This window comes from Pseudomonas sp. NBRC 111132, from assembly GCF_001320565.1.
Classification (GTDB): Bacteria; Pseudomonadota; Gammaproteobacteria; order Pseudomonadales; family Pseudomonadaceae; genus Aquipseudomonas; species Aquipseudomonas putida_P.
The window spans coordinates 35,140-55,524 of the sequence record NZ_BCBI01000016.1; the positions used below are offsets into that span (position 1 = coordinate 35,140).

A 20,385-nucleotide genomic window follows, 5' to 3' on the forward strand; every position below is an offset into this window, starting at 1 on the left:
CTAGGATGAAGCCATTCGACAAGGATCCCGCCCATGTACAACAGCAAACCCCACCAGGAACACGACCTCGCCCGCCTGCACCAACACATGCTGGACACCCGTCTGGCCGTTCTGGTCAGCCACGGCGAGCAGGGCCTGCTGGCCACGCACCTGCCGGTGCTGGTCGATACCGCTGAGGGCGAGTTCGGCACAGTGTATGCCCACCTGGCCCGGGCCAACCGCCAATGGCAAGACCTCGAGCAAGGCGGCGAAGCGCTGCTGGTGTTCCCCGGCGCCGATGCCTATGTCAGCCCCAGCTACTACCCAAGCAAGGCCGATAACCCCAAGGTGGTGCCGACCTGGAACTACCTGGCTGTGCACGCCTATGGCCCGGCCGATGTTATCCATGAGGCCGAGCCGCTGCTGGCGATCGTAAGCCGCCTGACCGACCGACACGAACAGGGGCGCAGCGAACCGTGGAAGGTCACCGATGCCCCTGCTGACTACCTCGACGGCATGCTCCGCGCCATCGTCGGGGTCCGCCTGCCCATCGCCCGCCTGCAAGGCGCGCGCAAGCTCAGCCAGAACCGCTCCGAGCAAGACATCGCCGGTGTGTGCGAAAGCCTGAGCGCCAGTACCGATCAACAAGACAACCAACTCGCGGCGCACATGCGCCAACTCTGAAGGAATAGCCCCATGTCTAGCGTTACCCTGCGCCCTGTCACCGCCCAAGATCACGCCGCCTGGCAGGCCCTGTGGCAGGCCTACTTGCACTTCTACGAAACCGAGTTGGCCGATGAAGTCAGCCAGAGCACCTGGCAGCGCCTGCTCGACCCTAACGAGCCAACCCATTCGGCACTGGCCTGGGTCGATGGCAAGGCCGTGGGGATGGTCAACTTCATCTACCATCGCTCCAACTGGAGCATCGAGAATGCCTGCTACCTGCAAGACCTGTACGTGGACAGCACGCAGCGTGGCCTGGGCATCGGTCGGCAACTGATCGAACACGTCTACACCACCGCCAAGGCCGATAACTGCAGCAAGGTGCACTGGCTGACCCACGAAACCAACGCCACCGCCATCAGCCTGTATCAGCAGGTTGCCGAGCGCTCGGGCTTCATCCAATTCCGCAAAGGTTTGTAGGCCAGATATGACTGACGCATTGAACTGGAAACCCGCCGCAACACCCAAGGCCGAGCCAATCGAAGGCCGCTTCATCCGCCTGGAAAAGCTCGACCCGGTGCGCCATGGCAACGACCTCTGGGAGGTACTGCAGGGGCCAGCCTCCGACCCAGTGCTGTGGGACTACCTGCCCTACGGCCCATTCGCCGAACGTGCCGCCTTCGATCGCTGGCTGGAAGGCAACGCTGCAGGCCAGGACCCGCTGTACTACACCGTCATCGACCGCGCTAGTGGCCAGGCCCAGGGCATCCTCACCCTGATGTCGATCGTGCCCGACCACGGCCGAATCGAAATCGGCCATATCGCTTTCGGCGCCCCCATGCAGCGCACACCCAAGAGCACCGAGGCGGTGTACCTGCTGGGCAAGCTCGGCTTCGAACTGGGCAACCGCCGGCTGGAGTGGAAGTGCAATAACGCCAACGCCCGCTCGAAGCGTGCAGCGGAGCGATTTGGCTTCACCTACGAAGGGGTTTTCCGCAAACACCTGGTGGTGAAGGACCACAACCGCGACACGGCCTGGTATTCGATTACCGATGATGAATGGCCGGCGGTGGCTGCCGGCTTCGAGCGGTGGCTGGGTGAGGATAATCAGCAGCCAGGCGGGCAGCGACAAACATTGGAAGCGTGCCGCAACGGTTGATTTTTGTATTGGCTTGCTGGCGACAGGGCCATCAAATGCAGCACAAAAAAAAGGGGAGCATCCGCTCCCCAGAGGTAAACCGCTTGTGGATGAAGGCCTGAATCAGCCCTCGATCTCGATCAGGATTTCACCCGGCGTCACGCGATCGCCCTTGGCCACATGGATGGCGACGACCTTGCCGGCGATGGCCGCCTGCACTTCGGTCTCCATCTTCATGGCTTCGGTGATCAGCACGGCCTGACCGGCCTTGACCACGTCACCTTCCTTGACCAGCACATCGACGATGTTGCCTGGCATGGTGGTGCTGACGTGGCCTGGGTCGGTGGCTTGCTTGCGTTTGCTGCCGCCGCCGCCGACGAATTCGTTGAGTGGTTCGAACACCACTTCTTCCGGCATGCCGTCGATGGACAGGTAGAAGTGGCGCTTGCCTTCGGCCTTCACACCCACACCCGTGATGTCGACGCGGTAGGTTTCGCCGTGCACGTCGATGACGAACTCGGTCGGTACGCCTTCACCGCCAGGGGCAGAAACGGCGCCAGCTTCTGGAATCGGCAGCAGGGCTTCCGGGGTGAGCGTGCCGGCTTCGCGTTCTTCGAGGAACTTGCGGCCAATGTCCGGGAACATGGCAAAGGTCAGCACGTCCTCTTCACAGCGGGCCAGGGCGCCGATGTCGGTACGCAGCTTGGCCATCTCCGGCTTCAGCAGGTCGGCCGGGCGCACGTCGATCACTTCTTCGCTGCCGATCGCCTGGCGGCGCAGTTGCTCGTTGACCACACCTGGCGCCTTGCCGTAACCGCCTTGCAGGTACAGCTTCACCTCGTTGGTGATGGTCTTGTAGCGCTCGCCGGCCAGCACGTTGAAGAACGCCTGGGTGCCGACGATCTGCGAGGTCGGCGTTACCAGCGGCGGGTAACCAAGGTCTTCACGCACACGTGGGATCTCAGCCAGCACTTCGTTCATGCGGTTGAGCGCGCCCTGCTCTTTCAACTGGTTGGCCAGGTTGGAAATCATGCCGCCCGGCACCTGGTTGACCTGCACGCGGGTGTCCACGGCGGTGAACTCGCTTTCGAACTGGTGGTACTTCTTGCGCACGGCGTAGAAGTACAGGCCGATTTCCTGCAGCAGCTCCAGGTCCAGGCCGGTATCGAACTCACTGCCCTTGAGCGCGGCAACCATCGACTCGGTACCCGGGTGGCTGGTGCCCCAGGCGAAGCTGGAAATGGCGGTGTCGATGTGGTCTGCACCGTTTTCCACAGCCTTGAGCTGGCACATGGCCGCCAGGCCGGCGGTGTCGTGGGAGTGGATGAACACCGGCAGCGACTGCTCGGCCTTCAGCGCCTTGACCAGCTCGCCAGTGGCGAATGGGGTCAGCAGGCCGGCCATGTCCTTGATCGCTACCGAGTCGCAACCCATGGCTTCCATCTGTTTGGCTTGGTTCACGAAGGCTTCGATGGTGTGCACCGGGCTGGTGGTGTAGGCGATGGTGCCCTGGGCGTGCTTGCCGGCGGCCTTGACCGCTTCGATGGCCACGCGCAGGTTACGCACGTCGTTCATGGCGTCGAAAATACGGAAAACATCGATGCCGTTGACCGCAGCCTTGGCGACGAAAGCTTTGACCACGTCGTCGCTGTAGTGGCGGTAGCCCAGCAGGTTTTGGCCGCGCAGCAGCATTTGCAGGCGAGTATTAGGCAGTGCTGCACGCAGCTTGCGCAGGCGCTCCCACGGGTCTTCCTTGAGGAAGCGCACGCAGGCGTCGAAGGTGGCGCCACCCCAGACTTCCAGCGACCAGTAGCCGACTTTGTCGAGCTTGTCGCAGATCGGCAGCATGTCTTCGGTACGCATGCGGGTGGCCAGCAGGGACTGGTGGGCGTCGCGCAGGATCGTGTCGGTTACGTGAATTTTCTTGGACATTATGGGGTTCCTCACAGGCCTGCGTGGGCGGCGATGGCGGCGGCGATGGCCAGGGCCAGCTCTTCGGGTTTGCGCTTGATCGAGTAGTTGGTCAGTTCAGGGTGGCTTTCGACGAAGCTGGTATTGAACTGGCCGCTACGGAATTCCGGATTGCGCAGGATTTCCTGGTAGTACGCGGCGGTGGTCTTCACCCCTTGCACGCGCATGTCGTCCAGGGCCCGCAGGCCGCGGTCCATGGCTTCTTCCCAGGTCAACGCCCACACCACCAGTTTCAGGCACATGGAGTCGTAGAACGGCGGAATGGTGTAGCCGGTGTAGATCGCCGTGTCGGTACGCACGCCGGGGCCGCCGGGGGCGTAGTAACGGGTGATCTTGCCGAAACTTGGCAGGAAGTTGTTCTTCGGGTCTTCGGCGTTGATACGGAACTGCAACGCGTAACCGCGGTGCTGAATGTCTTCTTGCTTGACCGACAGCGGCAAGCCCGAGGCAATGCGAATCTGCTCACGGACGATGTCGATACCGGTGATTTCCTCGGTGATGGTGTGTTCCACCTGCACCCGGGTGTTCATTTCCATGAAGTACACCTCGCCATCGGCGAGCAGAAACTCCACGGTACCGGCGTTCTCGTAGTTCACCGCCTTGGCCGCACGCACTGCCAGGTCGCCAATGTAGGCGCGCTGCTCGGGGGTGAGCTGGGGGCTTGGGGCGATTTCGATGAGTTTCTGGTTACGGCGCTGGATCGAGCAGTCGCGCTCGAACAGGTGCACCACGTTGCCAAAGCTGTCACCGAGGATCTGCGCCTCGATGTGCTTGGGGTTGACGATGCACTTTTCCAGGAACACTTCAGCCGAACCAAAGGCCTTGGTCGCCTCGGAAATCACCCGTGGGAAGTTCTGTTCCAGTTCTTCGCGGCTGTTGCAACGGCGAATACCGCGACCGCCACCACCGGAGGTGGCCTTGAGCATCACCGGGTAACCGATGCGCTCGCCTTCGCTCAAGGCTTCATGAATATCGGCAACGTTGCCTTCGGTGCCAGGGGTGACCGGCACACCAGCGGCGATCATGGTGCGGCGCGCTTCGGTCTTGTCGCCCATGCGGCGAATCACGTCGGCGGCCGGGCCGATGAACTTGATCCCGCGCTCGGCGCAGATCTCTGCCAGTTCAGCGTTTTCCGACAAAAAACCATAGCCCGGGTGCAGGGCATCACAACCGGTTTCCACAGCCAGGTTCACCAGCTTGCGCGGGTTCAGGTAGCCGGCCAGCGGCTCGGCACCAATGCTGTGGGCTTCGTCGGCGCGCTTGACGTGCAAGGCATGCCGGTCGGCGTCGGAAAAGATCGCTACCGAGCGTATGCCCATCTCGGCGCAGGCACGCACGATCCGAACTGCGATTTCACCTCGGTTGGCGATCAGGATTTTTTTTATCACTGGAGTCTTCCCAAAGCCGTAGGAACAGTCGAGCCGGTTCTACCGGTCGGCGCGTGACCAGGCGTTGCTGGCCAGTCGCACATTCACCCTAGCGCTGTAGGTCGATAAACAAAAATCAATATTTGTTAGGGGCTGTATTAGCAAAAGCTTATAGTGCGGTAACAAGGTGTTGCCGAAGGCGAGACAAGAAATGCGTAAGTCCTTGATGCGTATGACTTTGCGTCAATTGCAGATCTTCAATGAGGTGTGTGATTTACGTTCTTACAGCCGTGCGGCGGAAGAGATGTCGCTGACGCAACCCGCCGTTAGTCTACAGATCCGCCAGCTTGAAGAGCTGATCGGCCAGCCGCTGTTCGAGTATGTGGGCAAGAAGCTCTACCTCACCGAGGCGGCCGAAGCGTTGCAACGCGCCAGCCACGACATTTTCGGGCGCCTGGAGAGCCTGGACATGCAGCTGTCGGACATGCAGGGCTCATTGCAGGGTCAGTTGAAGCTGGCGATCGAGTCCAGTGCCAAGTACTTCGTGCCACACCTGTTCGCCGCATTCAAGCAGCGTCACCCGGAGGTCAACCTGACCCTGACAGTGGTCAACCGCGCCCAGGCCATTCGCCGTCTTTCCGACAACCGCGACGACCTGATCATCATGTCGATGGTGCCGCAGGACATGGGTCTGGAGTTTCTGCCATTCCTCAACAACCCGATCGTTGCCGTGGCGCCGCCCGAGCACCCGCTGTGCAAGCTCGAACAGCTGCGCCTGCAGGACCTGGAGCCTCATACCCTGTTGGTCCGTGAGCAAGGTTCAGGGACGCGCAAGGCTTGCGAAGAGTACTTCAAGGACAAACGCGTGCACTTCACCCAGACCCTGGAGGTTGCATCGGCCGATGCCCAGCGCGAATGCGTGATCGCCGGCCTTGGGATCGCCCTGCTCACCCGCCACGCAGTCAACCTGGAACTGGCCACCGGGGTGCTGAAGGAATTACCGGTGGAGGAACTGCCGCTGTACCGCAGCTGGTGCGTGGTGCAGTCCAAGGCCAAGCGACAGTCGCCGGTGGCCTTGGCCTTTCTGGCATTCATCCGCGGCGAACGTGCGTTGATCAGCGCGCTTGTTGAGCGTTTTTCGGGGAAGTTGCCGCCGACGCCTGCCACACCGTGAGTTCTTGCAACTCGGGGTAATCCACCAGGTCGCGCAGCAGCTGACGTTGGTCGCAATAGCTTTCGATCGCGCGGCGGTATTCCATGCGGCGCTGATCCTTTTCCTGCTGTTTGCGAGCCTTGGCGTTGGGTTGGTACGTACCATCGAAGTCACGAGCCATTGCCTGTCTCCCAGATAGGATGCGGGAGTTTCAGACTGGCCTTGATGGTTTACGGTTTGGCTGTGGAATGGTGACAAAACAGTGAAATTTGCTTCGCCTTTGCCGGCCTTTTCACGGATGAACTCGCGTAAAGGCCGTTACAGGCCGAATTCAGTCATCTGTAGCCTTGATCGACTTGGGCGACAAACGCAGGCTGCGCAAGCTGCGCTTCACGCTTTTCAGGTGGTTGACCAGGCTCGGGCCCCGCGCCATGGCCACGCCCATGGCCAGCACGTCAATCACCACAAGGTGGGCGATACGCGAGGTCAGCGGGGTATAGATTTCGGTGTCCTCATGCACGTCGATCGCCAGGTTGACCGTCGACAGCTCGGCCAGCGGCGTCTGGCTGGGGCACAGGGTAATCAGGTTGGCGCCGCTCTCACGCACCAGGTTGGCGGTGATCAGCAAGTCCTTGGAGCGACCCGACTGGGAAATACACACGGCCACATCGCCCGGCTTCAAGGTTACCGCCGACATCGCCTGCATGTGCGGGTCGGAATAAGCAGCGGCACTGAGCAGCAGGCGGAAGAACTTGTGCTGGGCATCGGCCGCCACCGCACCAGAGGCACCAAAGCCATAGAACTCGACACGCTGTGCCTGGGCCATGGCGCTCACCGCCTGCTGAAGCGCATGCGGGTCGAGGTGCTCGCGCACTTCCATCAGGGTGTGCAGGGTGGTGTCGAAGATCTTCAGGCTGTAGTCGGCGACCGAGTCGTCTTCATGGATGGCAAACTGGCCAAAACTGGCCCCAGCCGCCAGGCTCTGCGCCAGCTTGAGTTTCAGGTCCTGGAAGCCCGAGCAACCGATCGCCCGGCAGAAACGTACGATGGTCGGCTCGCTGATGCCCACACTGTGCGCCAGATCGGCCATGGAGCTGTGCATGACGGCAGCCGGGTCGAGCAGCACGTGGTCGGCCACTTTGAGTTCCGATTTGCGCAGCAGGTGGCGCGATTGGGCGATATGTTGCAACAGATTCACGGGCTGGACTCGGTTATGATCGGCTGGCCGGGTTGTAGCTTTCTTGTAGTTATACTACATGGACGCCAACCCGCCCAGTTAAACGAACGTGGAGAGTGGTGGTTTGACTATTCCTTGCGACATTCTGGTGTTCGGTGGCACGGGCGACCTGGCCCTGCACAAATTGCTTCCGGCGCTCTACCATTTGTATCGCGAGGCGCGCCTGAACAACGCGGTACGCATCATTGCCCTCGCCCGCCGCAACATCAGCCGTAACGAATACCTCAAGCTCGCAGAACGGCATTGCCGGGCGCAGATTGCCCGCACCGACTTCGACGAAGATGTGTGGCAACGCTTTGCCGCGCGCCTCGACTACTTCCCCATGGATGCCTCGCAAAGCGCCGACTTCGGTCGCCTGGCGCGCTACCTCGGCGAGCCTGGCGGGCTGACCCGCGTCTTCTACCTGGCCACCGCGCCCTCCCTGTTCGTGCCAATCGCCAACCACTTGCGTATTTCCGGGCTGGCCGACAGCGAGGCGCGCATTGTGCTGGAAAAGCCCATTGGCCATTCACAGCACTCGGCCACCGCCATCAACGAAGCGATCGGCGCCGTGTTCGAAGAACCCCAGGTGTTTCGCATTGATCACTACCTGGGCAAGGAAACCGTGCAGAACCTCATGGCGCTGCGCTTTGCCAACGCCCTGCTTGAACCTGTGTGGCGCAACGGCCAGGTCGATCATGTGCAGATCAGCGCCTGCGAAACCCTCGGTGTAGAGAACCGCGGCGGGTACTACGACCGCGCCGGGGCAACCCGCGACATGCTCCAGAACCACTTGCTGCAGCTGCTGTGCCTGGTGGCCATGGAGCCACCCGCGCAGTTCGAAGCCGAGGCCGTGCGCGACGAGAAAGTGAAGGTCCTGCGTGCCCTCAAGCCCATTACTGGGCAGGACGTACAGGACAAGACCGTGCGTGGTCAGTACGGTGCCGGCTACATCGGTGGCCAGGAAGTGCCGGCCTATTACTTCGAAAAGGACGTGGACAACGACAGCGATACCGAAACCTTTGTGGCCGTTCAGGCGCACATCGACAATTGGCGCTGGGCTGGCGTGCCGTTCTACCTGCGCACCGGCAAGCGCATGGCGCGGCGCACTTCGCAGATCGTCATCCAGTTCAAGCCTGTGCCCCATGAGCTTTTCAGCGGCGGCCAGGTCAACCAGCTGTTGATCCAGCTGCAACCGGACGAACGCATCAGCCTGCGCATGATGACCAAAAGCCCCGGCAAAGGCATGCGACTGGAGCCGGTGGACCTGGACCTCAACCTGGCCCAGGTGTTCGGCCAGACCCGTCGTTGGGGCGCTTACGAACGCCTGCTGCTGGACATCCTGGAAGGCGACTCGACGCTGTTCATGCGGCGTGATGAAGTGGAAGCGGCCTGGGCGTGGGTCGACCCGATCATCAAGGGCTGGGAAGAGCACTTTCAGGCGCCACGCCATTACCCGGCGGGCAACAACGGCCCGGAGCAGGCCAACAGCCTACTGGCGCGGCATGGCAGGCACTGGCACAGCTGAAGCGCTTCGCGCTGCATCGCAGGTATGCGCTGCAGATATTTTCCACGACGGCCAACTGATCACTTGCATCACCGACATCGTGGAAACCCATTGATGTAGACGTGACGGCCCCTGCAGGCGCACGGCCTGCAGGGGCCGCTTTGCAGTTGCGCAAGGGTGAATATTCATACAGTGCCATTTACCCTTCCCCTGCTGCGCCCTAGAATGGCCCGATGCACACAGATGACCTCTCCCTCCTGCTTAATTCCCTCAACGATGCCCAACGCCAGGCCGTAGCGGCCACGCTCGGGCGTCAATTGGTGCTTGCCGGCGCCGGTTCCGGTAAAACCCGCGTGCTGGTGCACCGCATCGCCTGGCTTATCCAGGTAGAGCAGGCGTCGCCGCATTCGATCCTGTCGGTGACCTTCACCAACAAGGCTGCTGCAGAAATGCGCCAGCGGATCGAGCAACTGCTGGGGATCAACCCGGCGGGTATGTGGGTAGGCACCTTCCACGGCCTGGCCCATCGCCTGCTGCGGGCCCACTGGCAGGAAGCACGGTTGGTTCAGAACTTCCAGATCCTCGACAGCGACGACCAGCAACGCCTGATCAAGCGGGTAATGCGTGAGCTGGGCCTGGACGAGCAGAAGTGGCCGGCACGCCAGGCCCAGTGGTTCATCAACGGGCAGAAGGACGAGGGCCTGCGCCCGCAGCATATCCAGGCCGGTGGCGACCTGTTCCTGGCGACCATGCGCGAGGTCTATACCGCCTACGAGCAGGCCTGCGAGCGCGCCGGGGTCATCGACTTCTCCGAGCTGCTGCTGCGCGCCCTGGACCTGTGGCGCGACCACCCGGGCTTGCTGGAGCACTACCAGCGGCGCTTCCAGCACGTGCTGGTGGACGAGTTCCAGGATACCAACGCCGTGCAGTACGCCTGGCTGCGCCTGTTGGCGCGCGGTGGCGCCAGCTTGATGGCGGTAGGCGATGACGACCAGTCGATCTACGGCTGGCGCGGCGCCAAGATCGAAAACATTCACCAGTACACCGCCGACTTCCCCGACGCCGAGATGATCCGCCTGGAGCAGAACTACCGCTCCACCGGCGGCATCCTCAAGGCTGCCAACGCCCTGATCGCCAACAACAGCGGGCGCCTGGGCAAAGAGCTGTGGACCGACATGGGCGAAGGTGAACCGCTGACCCTGTACGCGGCCTACAACGAGCACGACGAAGCACGCTACGTGGTGGAAACCATCGAAAGCCTGGTCAAGCAGGGCAATGCGCGTAACGAGATCGCCATTCTGTACCGTTCCAACGCCCAGTCGCGGGTGCTGGAAGAGGCCCTGCTGCGCGAGCGCATCCCCTACCGCATCTATGGCGGCCAACGCTTCTTCGAACGCGCCGAAATCAAGAACGCCATGGCATACCTGCGGCTGATCGAAGGGCGTGGCAACGATGCCGCCCTGGAGCGGGTGATCAACGTGCCGCCGCGCGGTATTGGCGAAAAAACCGTCGAAGCCATCCGTGAACACGCCCGTCACAGCCAGCTGTCGATGTGGGAAGCCATGTGCCAGCTGCTCGCCGCCAAGGCCCTGAAGGGCCGCGCCGCCAGTGCCCTGGGGGCTTTCATCGAGCTGATCGAGGGGCTGGCCGCCAAAGTCGTGGACATGCCGCTGCATACCATGACCCAGACCACCATCGAGCAGTCCGGGCTGATCCTCTATCACCAGGAAGAAAAAGGTGAAAAGGGCCAGGCACGGGTAGAAAACCTTGAGGAACTGGTCAGCGCTGCACGCAACTTCGAATCCGCCGACGAAGATGCCGACCTCTCGCCACTGTCAGCCTTCTTGGGGCATGCCTCGCTTGAAGCGGGCGATACCCAGGCTGATGAGCATGAAGACAGCATCCAGCTGATGACCCTGCACAGCGCCAAAGGCCTGGAGTTCCCGTATGTGTTCCTGGTGGGCATGGAAGAAGGCCTGTTCCCGCACAAGATGAGCCTGGAAGAACCCGGCCGCCTGGAAGAGGAACGGCGCCTGGCCTACGTGGGCATCACCCGCGCCATGCGCCAGCTGGTCATGACCTATGCCGAAACCCGTCGCCTGTATGGCAGCGAGACCTACAACAAGGTGTCGCGTTTCGTGCGCGAAATTCCGCCAGGCTTGGTTCAGGAAGTGCGCCTGTCCAACAGCGTCAGCCGCCCGTTCGGTGGGGCCAAGACCGCCACCAACAGCAACCTGTTTGCCAATGCCAGTATTCCGCAGACCGCGTTCAACCTTGGCCAGCGTGTACAACATGCAGTGTTTGGCGAAGGTGTGATCCTCAACTTCGAGGGCTCGGGTGCGCAGGCGCGGGTGCAGGTGAACTTTGCCGAAGGCAGCAAGTGGCTGATGCTGGGGTATGCCAAGCTCGAGGCCATCTGAAAGCGCAAGGCCGCCCTGCCGGGGCGGCCTTGTAACATTCAGGCAAAAGCTCGAAACATTATGTCGCTGGTCATGTGCCCGGGAACCTGTGCACCATGACGCGCGTGCAATCCACAACAGGGGATATCCCACTTATGCAACGTTTTCTTAGCATCGCACTGGCGCTCTGCGTCGGCCTGACGCTGAGCCTGGACGCCAACGCCAAGCGTTTCGGCGGCGGTAAGAGCTCGGGCTCCGCGCCTATTCACCAGACCCGCCAGGCTACGCCAACCACGCCTGCCGCCGCGCCGACCGCACCTGGTCGTGCAGCCCCGGCCGCCAGCGGTGCTTCGCGCTGGTTGGGCCCATTGGCCGGCCTGGCCGCCGGTGGCCTGCTGGCGTCCATGTTCATGGGCGACGGTTTCGAAGGCTTCCAGATCATGGACTTCCTGATCGTGGCGCTCATTGCCTTCCTGGTGTTCCGCTTCATCGCCGCGCGCCGCCGCCAGCAGCAGCCGCAAATGGCCATGCCAGGCCATGCGCCGATGCAGCGTGAGGCTCACGCCCAGCCTGCCCAGCCGTCGATCTTCGGGGGTTCGGCCGCACCTGCCGCCGCAGCCGCTCCGGTAATCAACGCCCCGGCTTGGTTCAACGAGCAGAACTTCCTGGCTGCCGCCCGTAACCATTTCCAGTCGCTGCAGCAGCACTGGGATGCCAACGAAATGGACAAGATCGCCGAGTTCGTTACTCCGCAAATGCTGGAGTTCCTCAAGCGCGAGCGTGCTGAGCTGGGTGATGGCTTCCAGGCTACCTACATCGATAACCTGGAAGTGCAGCTGGACGGTCTCGACGACCGCGCCGACCGCACCGACGCCACCCTGACCTTCCGTGGCGTGTCGAAGAACTCGCGCTTCGACCAGGGCGAAGTGTTCAGCGAAAGCTGGCACATGGTTCGCGCCCAGGGCGAGAACCAACCTTGGCTGGTTGCCGGTATCCGTCAAAACGGCTAACCGCTACGTGCTGCATGAAAAACCCCGGGCCTGTCCCGGGGTTTTTGCTTTTGCCAGACTGGCCTACTAGGGTATAACGCGCAGCGTTGTCATCTAGGTCAGAGGAAGTGAACCGTGGAAGAAGTGATCGAACAACTCCGTGAAGCCAATGAACCCGTACCGGTGCCCTTGGAGCTTCCCGACGAGGACCAGCTGGTGGAGATCGAAGAGCAGCTGTTCATCAATATTCCATTCGTGTTCAAAGAGTTTCTGCTGACCGTAAGTGATGTTGTTTACGGCTCTCTTGAGCCTGTCACTTGTACCGACCCGCAGTCGCACACGTACCTGCCAGAAGTTGCCGCCACAGCTTGGGATGCCGGCGTGCCGCGTGAGTTGATCCCACTGTGTCAGGACGGCGACAACTACTACTGCGTAGAAGAAGATGGCACCGTGGTGCTGTGGGATGCCGATGAGGAACTGGTCGGCGAAGACAGCTGGGAATCGGTGTGGCACTGGGCGCGGGATGTTTGGCTGGAAAGCTGAAATATCCACAGGAATATTTATGGCTTAGTGCCATCAATGTAGTTAAAATCGCCAGGCTTTCTGCGCCTGGCGACATCGCTACCGCTCCATCCCCTCGGACGACGGTGAAATCTTGCGCAGGGAGCATTGCCCCTTAGTGCGAGTTCTCGCGACTATTCTCTAGCGTCTCCAACAAGGCGATCTGCATGCGCGTGTGCACGCGGATGAACCAGCGCCACAACAACGCCACCACCACGGCAGCGACTACAGCAATCACCAGCAACAACTCGCTGGTCGGCAGAATGCTCGCCGACAATGCCGACAGCAGCAGGAAGATCACCAGCAGCGACAACAGCGGGATAACTTCAGCAATCACACGGCGCACACGCTGGGTATGCCGCCCTGCCATTTCAGGCTTCACGCCCATCTCTGCCAGCAACATCGAAAGTGCCTTGAGCTTGCGGTAGGCGGCGATAAGGAATGGCAGTGACAGCAACAAGGCCGCCCCCCAGATCACAGCCTTCTGCTGGCTCGCATCGCTCACCCACTCACTGAGCCAGTTGCCGATTCGCCCTGCGAAGTAGCCACCACTGAAGAAAATGGCGATTACCAGCGCCAGGTTTACCCCCACCTGCAACAGGATGCGCCGAATCATCGCCGCCAGCATGGCGCTCTCGCCCTGCGGCTGGATGTTGCGCAACCACTCGCCATACAACGACAGCACCCGCGCCAGGCGGCCCGGCACTATATTGCCCAGCTTTTGCGACAACGGGTCGGCCGCGCGGATCAGGTACGGCGTCAGCAACGTGGTGATTGCCGATACCGCGACAGCCACCGGGTAAAGGAAATCGCTGGTTACCTGCAGGGTCATGCCCAGCGCGGCGATGATGAAAGAGAATTCGCCAATTTGCGATAGCCCCATGCCCACGCGCAGCGACGTGCGCCCATCATTGCCGGCGATGAACGCCCCCATGCCACAAGACAGCATCTTGCCCAGCACCACCGCCAAGGTGATGACCACGATCGGCCAGGCGTAGTCTATGAGCACCTGGGGGTCGATCATCAGGCCGATGGCGACGAAGAATATGGCGCTGAAGAGGTCGCGTACCGGTTCGATCAGGCTTTCTATTTTCAGCAACTGGCGCGATTCAGCCATGATCGCACCAATCAGGAAGGCGCCAAGCACCATGCTGTACTCCAGCTTCACCACCAGCAGGCAGAAGCCGAAACACAGGCCCAGTACGGTAATCAGCAACATCTCGTTGCTTTCGAACTTGGCCACATAGGCCAGCAGCCGCGGCACCAACAAGATGCCGATGACCAGGGCGACGATCATGAACAGTGACAGCTTGCCGACAGTGGAGAACACCTCACCCGAGCTGACCGTGCCACTGACCGCGATGCCCGACAGCAGGGCAATGATGCCGATGCCAAGGATGTCCTCGACAATCAGCACGCCGAAGATCAGCTGGGCAAAGCGCTCGTTCTTCATCTTCAGGTCGTTGAGCGCCTTGACGATGATGGTGGTCGAGGATATGGCCAGGATGGCGCCGAGGAACAGCGAGTCCATGGTATTCCAGCCGAACCAGCGACCGATCTCGAAGCCGATCCAGATCATCAGCACGATTTCCAGGAACGCTGCGATGAACGCTGTGGCACCCACCTTGAACAGCTTGCGCAGGCTGAACTCGAGCCCCAGGCAGAACATCAGGAAGATCACCCCCAGTTCAGCGAGGGTCTTGATGGTGTCTTCATCATGGATAAGGCCAAACGGCGGGGTGTGCGGGCCAATGATGAAGCCCGCGACAATGTACCCAAGCACCACCGGCTGCTTGAGGCGATGGAAGAGAATGGTGACCACGCCAGCGACCAGCATGATGACCGCCAGGTCCTGGATGAAGCTGATGGCATGCATGGCGTGATACTCCTTTTCTCGTCTTTTTCTGGATGCCTGGGCAGACCGCTCCTCTGCCAAGGCAAACCTGAGGGAGCAGCAAGTACATACTGTATTGAATGCAGGAACGCCCATGTTGCATGGGCGTACTCAGGTTAACATCGCACCCCGCCGCAAAAAGCCGGTGCAATATGCAGAAACAGATCGGCTGGAAAAGCGCCGCTGATGGCATGATCAGCGTGACGACAGCGCGTCAGCCAACGTCCCGTATCAGCAAGGCAAATTCATAAGAGGGGAACAGCAGTGTCAGCAGATAACGCCCTCCATTCGCCCGATTCAGCGCAACCTCACCGTGAGCACACTATGGAACCTGGAAACGCCCAGCTGAGCATGACCGTCCTGATGACCCCGGACATGGCCAACTTTTCTGGCAACGTACATGGCGGCACCCTGCTCAAGTACCTCGACGAAGTGGCCTACGCCTGCGCCAGCCGCTATGCCGGTAGCTATGTGGTGACCCTGTCGGTCGACCAGGTGATCTTCCGCGAACCCGTACACGTAGGTGAACTGGTGACCTTCCTCGCGTCGGTCAACTACACCGGCAACACCTCGATGGAGGTCGGCATCAAAGTGGTGACCGAGAACATCCGCGAGCGCTCGGTGCGCCACTCCAACAGTTGCTTCTTCACCATGGTTGCAGTCGACGACAATCGCCGCCCGGTGCCGGTGCCACCGCGCCAGCCGCATAGCAGCGAAGAAAAGCGTCGCTTCCTGCAAGGCCATCAGCGGCGCCAGATCCGCCAGGAGCTGGAGAAGCGCTACCAGGACCTGAAAACCGACGCGATCTAAAGCGCCAGCAACTGCGCCTCGAAGCGTACCCGTGGGTGCGCAATGCGGTCCTGAGCCCGCACCAGCTGCAATTCGTAGCTGGCGCAGGCCTGGGTTTCCAGCAGCACTTCATGCACCGCTGCAGCCGTGAACTCGAATGCCTGCACCCAGCTGTCGCCCAGCATTACACGGGCCAGGAACAAACCGGAGGTGAGGTCACCCACCCCCACCGGCTGGCGTGGAAACGCCAGCAGCGGGCGGCGTAGGTGCCAGCTGTGTTCGGCAGTCACCAGCAGCATTTCGAACTGGTCCTCGGCGCGCCCAGGGTAGGCCAGGTGCTTGACCACCACCACCTGCGGCCCACGCTTCAGCAAGCTGCGCGCCATGTTCACGCAATCTTCCAGTGACTGCGCGCGGCGCCCACAAAAGCTGTCCAGCTCCAGTTGGTTGGGGCACAGGATGTCCGCCCTGACCGCCGCCTCCTCGAGCAGAAACGCACTGACTTCGGGCGGGACGATGCAGCCCTTCTCCGGGTGCCCCATGACCGGGTCGCACAGGTACAAAGCCTTTGGGTTCACCGCCTTGATCCGCTCGACGCCGGCCAGGATCGCTCGCCCCTGTTCGGCACTGCCCAGGTAGCCGGAAAGCACCGCATCGCAGTGGCCCAGCTCGCCGATGTTGGAAATACCTTCCACCAACGCAGGAATTTGCGCCGGGGCAAGCACTTCACCCGCCCACTGGCCATACTGTGTGTGATTGGAGAACTGCACGGTATTGAGCGGCCAGACATTGACCCCGATACGCTGCATGGGGAACACCGCGGCGCTGTTGCCGGCGTGGCCGAACACCACATGAGACTGAATGGCGAGCAGGTGCGGGGTACGTTTCATGCGGGTGGTTTCCAAAGCTGTTTCAAGGATTGTACGCAGCGCAGTATGAACGCGATTGCCACCTGTACGACAGGCCAGGGACGCAGTTAAGCTGGATACACCTGTTTGGAGCATATGCAAATGTTGACCCTGGAGAACCTCTTCGTCCTGATGCTGGTAGCCACGGCAGGCGCCTGGTTGTGGCACAACCATGGGTTGCGCGAGAAAGCCCTGGAGCGGGTCAAACAGCATTGCGCCAAGCTCGACCTCGAATTGCTCGACGACGCCGTCGCGCTCAAGCGCATCGCCTTTGTCCGGGATGCCAATGGCCGTAAACGCCTGGCACGCATCTATGCCTTCGAGTTCACCGTCACGGGCGAGCAGCGCCACCCCGGTACCGTGACCCAGTTCGGCGCCCACAGCGTGCAGATCGAGCTGGCACCCTACCCGTTCGAAATCAAGACCCCACCGCGCGCCGACAATGTCATCGAAATGCAGCAGTGGCGCCAGGAGCACAACCGCTGGCGCAACTGATCAGCTGACTTGGCATTCGCTCAACCCGGCATGCAGTGCGGGTTGCGATTGCGGCTGATCGAAAATCAGCTCGATACGCGTATCCCTGCGCCATTCGCTGGGCTGCCAGGCGGGCATGCCTCCATTGAGCCCATTGAATGATTGCCAGCCTTCCACACTGTGGATAACTCCCTTGGCGCGTCGCCATGGCCAGACGCGCAAGAACGCCTGTAACCGCTGTGGATAAAACTGTTGGCCAGGGTGCCAACGCCAGCCAATACTCCAACCTCCTTCCCCCTGTTGGCTAAGGCAGATGGGCTGCCTGGGGTCTGTCCAGAGTAATGCTGGGGCACTTTCAAGATTGTCGACAATCTTGTTATCTAGGAATGGGCTGTCAACAATCTGGGAAGATGCCTGCGGAAGGCCCGACAGAGGCAGCCAACCTTGCACTGTCCATATGATTTTCTTGTTTATAAATTTATTAGTTATCAACAACTTATCTGATTCATCCACAAGCTCTGACTTGTTGAAAACCACGTTCTCACAGCCATAGAAAGCCTGCTGTTGAGCCTCCGTGAGGGGCTCGTTTCTAGCCATGGCCAGGGCATCCACAACCATCAGAAGTGGTTGAATTGTCAGCACTCCAGCCCAAGGGGCTTGCTGTAGCTGAGCCAGCAGCTGTAATGGGTGGCCCAAGCCGGAAGGCTCGATAAACAACCTGTCGGGCCGGGATTTACGCAGCAAGCGCCCCAGGCCCACCTGAAATGGCATGCCGTTGACGCAGCACAGGCAGCCGCCTGCCACCTCGCCGATGGCTATGCCGTCTTCGTCACGGCTGAGCAAGGCCGCATCCAGGCCTACCAGGCCAAATTCGTTGATCAGTACAGCCCAGCGTTCATTGGCTGGGCGCTGGGCCAGCAGATGACGGATCAGGGTGGTTTTGCCAGCGCCCAGCGGGCCGGCAATTACATGGGTGGGAATGTTCTGCAGCATGGGGCGACTTCAGGCGGTGGTGATGCCTCACTATGCGCCGTCAGGCCAGCCAGTCAAGGCTGAGCAGTAGCCGCCCCTGTTGCCCTGAAGGGGACCGATGCACCAGGCCTGCGCCCTCGTTGCCCTGCCATTTCTCGCCTTTCAGTATCCCTACCTCGCCGGGCTGCAGGCGCTTTATGTTATCCACAGGAAGATCAGCTGTGTGTAACTCTCCACGCCGGCTATCCTGCTCTTGCAACCATTCACTACCCGGACCCGCATAGGTAGTGAGCAGGCGTAATGGCACGTTATCCACATGGAAGCGCGGGCACATAGGACCGTCCAGTACCCGCAGACGTAAACCGACCCGACGTGCGCCAACCAGGCAGGTGTACGCCGCCACCAACCACGTCACATCGGCAACGAAGGCCTCATAGCCAAGTAAATCCGACGCTTCACGCAGCAGATCGGGCAGTACTGGCATCTGCTGCTCGTCCACATCGATTACCCGCTGATCAGCCAGGGGCTGACCAAGGCTTATGGCCAATTCAGAAAAGTCCTGTAACTGTGCCGGCAGGCGCCGGCGCCAAACGGCCAGGTTCACGCCGTCCTGCAGCACTTCAGCCAGAACTTGCGGGCTATCGCCGTGCACCTGAAAGATATCCACAGCCCGAGTTGCCGCGTTCATGCCGCCTCCTCGTGCCATGGGCCAAACGGATCGGGCAGGCGTAACCAACCCATGTGGCCCAAGTCCATTTCCTGATCCGTCAACAGGCAGCCATCAAGGGCTGTGGATAATTTTCCGAAGTCGATATTCTGCCCGATGAACACCAACTCCTGGCGGCAATCACCGGTCTCAGCAGTCCAGTGTTTCAAGATCGCGCTGGTGTTATCCACATCCTGCGGCCACTGATCGCGCGGTACGAAGCGCCACCACCGGCCAGCCAGGCCATGGCGCATCATGCCGCCCGCTTGCGACCAGCTACCGGCTTCCTGATATTTGCTGGCCAACCAGAAAAAACCCTTGGAACGCAGTAACCGCCCGTTAGTCCAGTGAGTGTGGATAAAGTCGAAAAAGCGCTGTGGATGAAGCGGACGTCGTGCCTGCCAGGTCATGGCCGCGATACCGTACTCTTCGGTTTCGGGCACATGCTCACCGCGCAACTCCTGCAACCAACCCGGTGCCTGGGCTGCCTGATCGAAGTCGAACAGGCCAGTGTCCAGAATACGCGTCAGCGGCACCTGCCCCATGACCATGGGTACGATCTGAGCCCGGGCATTGAGGCTGCGCAGAATGGCGGTGAGTTCTTCGCGCTCATGTTGGCTGATAAGGTCGATCTTGCTCAGCAGCAGCACATCGGCGAATTCGACCTGCTCGATCAGCAGATCGCTGATTGACCGCTCGTCTTCTTCGCCCAAGGTTTCGCCACGGCTGGCCAGGCTGTCTGCCGCCTGATAGTCGCGCAGGAAGTTCAGGCCATCGACCACGGTGACCATGGTGTCCAGGCGCGCCATATCGGACAGACTGCGGCCCTGTTCGTCGCGGAAAGTGAAGGTTTCGGCCACCGGTAATGGTTCGGAGATACCGGTGGACTCGATCAGCAAATAATCAAAACGCCCTTCTTCGGCCAGCCGCGCCACCTCTTCAAGCAGGTCTTCACGCAAGGTGCAGCAGATGCAGCCGTTGCTCATCTCGACCAGCTTCTCTTCAGCGCGGTTGAGGCTGACATTGCGCTGCACCTCACTGGCGTCGATGTTGATTTCACTCATGTCATTGACGATGACCGCGACCCGCAGGTTGTCGCGGTTGCGCAGCACATGGTTGAGCAGTGTGCTCTTGCCGGCGCCCAGGAAGCCGGACAGCACGGTGACGGGGAGACGATTGGGCATGGCGAACCTCTTCAGGCAGACGCATTCGAAACGATGCATTGCACAACGTTATAAAGTAACAATACAATTTCGCCAAGCCGTTCTCGACGGACGAGTGCTCACCGGGGATGAAAAATGAATCTGCCAAGGGTCTTGGCGTTGCTGATGCTGGTCATGCCGACTTCACTGCTGGCTATGCCAAAAGGCAGTGCATTGGCGCTTTGTACGCGAAGCGCCACGCTGCTCGCCTGCCAGGACGGCAAAGGCAGTTACTACAGCGTGCGCACCGAAGGCAGCACGTTCTACCTGCGCGGCTACGACTTCGACAGCCGGCGCCTGTGGGCACAAACCAACAGCCGCTACGGCACATTGACCTTTTTTACCGGCCTGGCCAGCGATGGAGAGGCCTGGGTGGGTTACAGCCGCCGCGTTGGCTGGACCACTTTGAACCGCGTATCCAGCTCCAGCGGGCAGCGCTTCAATCTGCATTGCAGTTTGATTGGCGGTTGCCGTTGATGCCTTTACTTGCTTGGAAA

Annotated in this window: 20 protein-coding genes; 11 read left to right on the top strand and 9 right to left on the bottom strand. The window is 60.9% G+C overall.

Annotated elements, in window-relative coordinates; genetic code table 11:
• The first annotated feature begins 33 nt into the window (after positions 1-33).
• Genes APH35_RS10145 through APH35_RS10155 form a run of 3 tightly spaced genes read left to right on the top strand, consistent with a single transcriptional unit; the run spans position 34 to position 1,801 of the window.
• Entirely contained in the window at positions 34-663 is a 630-nt protein-coding gene (locus APH35_RS10145; RefSeq protein ID WP_012274871.1) for an FMN-binding negative transcriptional regulator, read from the top strand.
• Positions 664-675: 12 nt separating this feature from the next.
• Positions 676-1,122, top strand: a complete 447-nt coding sequence (locus APH35_RS10150; protein WP_012274872.1) for a GNAT family N-acetyltransferase — start codon at positions 676-678, stop codon at positions 1,120-1,122.
• Positions 1,123-1,129: 7 nt separating this feature from the next.
• Entirely contained in the window at positions 1,130-1,801 is a 672-nt protein-coding gene (locus APH35_RS10155) for a GNAT family N-acetyltransferase (RefSeq protein WP_012274873.1), read from the top strand.
• Positions 1,802-1,903: 102 nt separating this feature from the next.
• Here the strand turns inward: APH35_RS10155 and oadA are convergent, their stop codons facing one another.
• A complete protein-coding gene (gene oadA / locus APH35_RS10160) occupies positions 1,904-3,712 on the bottom strand; it encodes a sodium-extruding oxaloacetate decarboxylase subunit alpha (RefSeq protein WP_012274874.1) in 1,809 nt (602 codons plus the stop codon).
• 11 nt (positions 3,713-3,723) lie between these two features.
• Positions 3,724-5,139, bottom strand: a complete 1,416-nt coding sequence (locus tag APH35_RS10165; RefSeq protein WP_012274875.1) for an acetyl-CoA carboxylase biotin carboxylase subunit — start codon at positions 5,137-5,139, stop codon at positions 3,724-3,726.
• Between the two features lie 190 nt (positions 5,140-5,329).
• On the opposite strand from APH35_RS10165, the gene APH35_RS10170 reads away from it, so the two are divergent.
• A complete protein-coding gene (locus tag APH35_RS10170) occupies positions 5,330-6,292 on the top strand; it encodes a LysR family transcriptional regulator (RefSeq protein ID WP_012274876.1) in 963 nt (320 codons plus the stop codon).
• On the opposite strand, the gene APH35_RS28250 is transcribed toward APH35_RS10170, so the two are convergent.
• Both APH35_RS28250 and hexR read right to left on the bottom strand, forming a co-directional pair.
• The gene (locus APH35_RS28250; RefSeq protein WP_012274877.1) at positions 6,234-6,452 is read right to left on the bottom strand and encodes a PA3496 family putative envelope integrity protein; all 219 of its coding nucleotides are present in this window, start codon (positions 6,450-6,452) and stop codon (positions 6,234-6,236) included. The genes APH35_RS10170 and APH35_RS28250 overlap by 59 nt on opposite strands.
• Before the next feature lie 150 nt (positions 6,453-6,602).
• Positions 6,603-7,469, bottom strand: coding sequence for a transcriptional regulator HexR (hexR, locus tag APH35_RS10175; RefSeq protein ID WP_012274878.1), 867 nt, complete (start codon positions 7,467-7,469; stop codon positions 6,603-6,605).
• Positions 7,470-7,572: 103 nt separating this feature from the next.
• Between hexR and zwf the strand changes: the two genes are divergently transcribed.
• From zwf to APH35_RS10195, 4 genes are all read left to right on the top strand, one after another.
• Positions 7,573-9,015, top strand: a complete 1,443-nt coding sequence (gene zwf, locus APH35_RS10180; RefSeq protein WP_012274879.1) for a glucose-6-phosphate dehydrogenase — start codon at positions 7,573-7,575, stop codon at positions 9,013-9,015.
• A 212-nt stretch (positions 9,016-9,227) separates the two neighbouring features.
• Positions 9,228-11,414 (top strand): DNA helicase II, encoded by a 2,187-nt coding sequence (uvrD, locus tag APH35_RS10185; RefSeq protein ID WP_012274880.1) that lies wholly within the window; start codon positions 9,228-9,230, stop codon positions 11,412-11,414.
• Between the two features lie 134 nt (positions 11,415-11,548).
• Positions 11,549-12,403: a Tim44 domain-containing protein gene (locus tag APH35_RS10190; protein WP_060514730.1), complete on the top strand. Its 855-nt coding sequence runs from the start codon at positions 11,549-11,551 to the stop codon at positions 12,401-12,403.
• Positions 12,404-12,517: 114 nt separating this feature from the next.
• Positions 12,518-12,925 carry an SMI1/KNR4 family protein gene (locus tag APH35_RS10195; RefSeq protein ID WP_012274882.1) on the top strand — a complete coding sequence of 136 codons (408 nt, stop codon included), beginning with the start codon at positions 12,518-12,520 and terminating at the stop codon, positions 12,923-12,925.
• 133 nt (positions 12,926-13,058) lie between these two features.
• On the opposite strand, the gene APH35_RS10200 is transcribed toward APH35_RS10195, so the two are convergent.
• Positions 13,059-14,819 carry a cation:proton antiporter gene (locus APH35_RS10200; protein WP_012274883.1) on the bottom strand — a complete coding sequence of 587 codons (1,761 nt, stop codon included), beginning with the start codon at positions 14,817-14,819 and terminating at the stop codon, positions 13,059-13,061.
• Positions 14,820-15,161: 342 nt separating this feature from the next.
• Here APH35_RS10200 and APH35_RS10205 point away from each other — a divergent pair, with 342 nt between their 5' ends.
• Positions 15,162-15,647 (top strand): acyl-CoA thioesterase, encoded by a 486-nt coding sequence (locus APH35_RS10205; RefSeq protein ID WP_012274884.1) that lies wholly within the window; start codon positions 15,162-15,164, stop codon positions 15,645-15,647.
• Here the strand turns inward: APH35_RS10205 and pdxY are convergent.
• Entirely contained in the window at positions 15,644-16,516 is an 873-nt protein-coding gene (gene pdxY / locus APH35_RS10210) for a pyridoxal kinase PdxY (protein WP_060494501.1), read from the bottom strand. The genes APH35_RS10205 and pdxY overlap by 4 nt on opposite strands.
• A gap of 120 nt (positions 16,517-16,636) precedes the next feature.
• Between pdxY and APH35_RS10215 the strand changes: the two genes are divergently transcribed.
• Positions 16,637-17,029, top strand: a complete 393-nt coding sequence (locus APH35_RS10215; protein WP_012274886.1) for a DUF3301 domain-containing protein — start codon at positions 16,637-16,639, stop codon at positions 17,027-17,029.
• Here APH35_RS10215 and APH35_RS10220 read toward each other — a convergent pair whose 3' ends face one another.
• The 3 genes from APH35_RS10220 to zigA are packed head-to-tail and all read right to left on the bottom strand — an operon-like array spanning position 17,030 to position 19,870.
• A complete protein-coding gene (locus APH35_RS10220) occupies positions 17,030-18,001 on the bottom strand; it encodes a CobW family GTP-binding protein (protein ID WP_060514731.1) in 972 nt (323 codons plus the stop codon).
• Between the two features lie 40 nt (positions 18,002-18,041).
• Positions 18,042-18,668 (bottom strand): DUF1826 domain-containing protein, encoded by a 627-nt coding sequence (locus tag APH35_RS10225; RefSeq protein WP_012274888.1) that lies wholly within the window; start codon positions 18,666-18,668, stop codon positions 18,042-18,044.
• The gene (gene zigA / locus APH35_RS10230) at positions 18,665-19,870 is read right to left on the bottom strand and encodes a zinc metallochaperone GTPase ZigA (RefSeq protein ID WP_060494497.1); all 1,206 of its coding nucleotides are present in this window, start codon (positions 19,868-19,870) and stop codon (positions 18,665-18,667) included. The genes APH35_RS10225 and zigA overlap by 4 nt, the downstream gene beginning before the upstream one ends.
• A gap of 114 nt (positions 19,871-19,984) precedes the next feature.
• Here zigA and APH35_RS10235 point away from each other — a divergent pair, with 114 nt between their 5' ends.
• Positions 19,985-20,365, top strand: coding sequence for a hypothetical protein (locus tag APH35_RS10235; protein WP_012274890.1), 381 nt, complete (start codon positions 19,985-19,987; stop codon positions 20,363-20,365).
• Positions 20,366-20,385 lie beyond the last annotated feature (20 nt).

Excerpts from the sequence above, each read along its gene's own strand:
- APH35_RS10145 (WP_012274871.1), top strand. The coding sequence starts at position 34 with ATGTACAACAGCAAACCCCACCAGGAACACGACCTCGCCCGCCTGCAC.
- zigA (WP_060494497.1), bottom strand. The coding sequence starts at position 19,870 with ATGCCCAATCGTCTCCCCGTCACCGTGCTGTCCGGCTTCCTGGGCGCC.
- APH35_RS10155 (WP_012274873.1), top strand. The coding sequence starts at position 1,130 with ATGACTGACGCATTGAACTGGAAACCCGCCGCAACACCCAAGGCCGAG.
- APH35_RS10200 (WP_012274883.1), bottom strand. The coding sequence starts at position 14,819 with ATGCATGCCATCAGCTTCATCCAGGACCTGGCGGTCATCATGCTGGTC.
- uvrD (WP_012274880.1), top strand. The coding sequence starts at position 9,228 with ATGCACACAGATGACCTCTCCCTCCTGCTTAATTCCCTCAACGATGCC.
- pdxY (WP_060494501.1), bottom strand. The coding sequence starts at position 16,516 with ATGAAACGTACCCCGCACCTGCTCGCCATTCAGTCTCATGTGGTGTTC.
- APH35_RS28250 (WP_012274877.1), bottom strand. The coding sequence starts at position 6,452 with ATGGCTCGTGACTTCGATGGTACGTACCAACCCAACGCCAAGGCTCGC.
- APH35_RS10190 (WP_060514730.1), top strand. The coding sequence starts at position 11,549 with ATGCAACGTTTTCTTAGCATCGCACTGGCGCTCTGCGTCGGCCTGACG.
- oadA (WP_012274874.1), bottom strand. The coding sequence starts at position 3,712 with ATGTCCAAGAAAATTCACGTAACCGACACGATCCTGCGCGACGCCCAC.
- APH35_RS10220 (WP_060514731.1), bottom strand. The coding sequence starts at position 18,001 with ATGCTGCAGAACATTCCCACCCATGTAATTGCCGGCCCGCTGGGCGCT.
- APH35_RS10150 (WP_012274872.1), top strand. The coding sequence starts at position 676 with ATGTCTAGCGTTACCCTGCGCCCTGTCACCGCCCAAGATCACGCCGCC.
- APH35_RS10205 (WP_012274884.1), top strand. The coding sequence starts at position 15,162 with ATGGAACCTGGAAACGCCCAGCTGAGCATGACCGTCCTGATGACCCCG.
- APH35_RS10235 (WP_012274890.1), top strand. The coding sequence starts at position 19,985 with ATGAATCTGCCAAGGGTCTTGGCGTTGCTGATGCTGGTCATGCCGACT.
- APH35_RS10170 (WP_012274876.1), top strand. The coding sequence starts at position 5,330 with ATGCGTAAGTCCTTGATGCGTATGACTTTGCGTCAATTGCAGATCTTC.
- APH35_RS10215 (WP_012274886.1), top strand. The coding sequence starts at position 16,637 with ATGTTGACCCTGGAGAACCTCTTCGTCCTGATGCTGGTAGCCACGGCA.
- APH35_RS10225 (WP_012274888.1), bottom strand. The coding sequence starts at position 18,668 with ATGAACGCGGCAACTCGGGCTGTGGATATCTTTCAGGTGCACGGCGAT.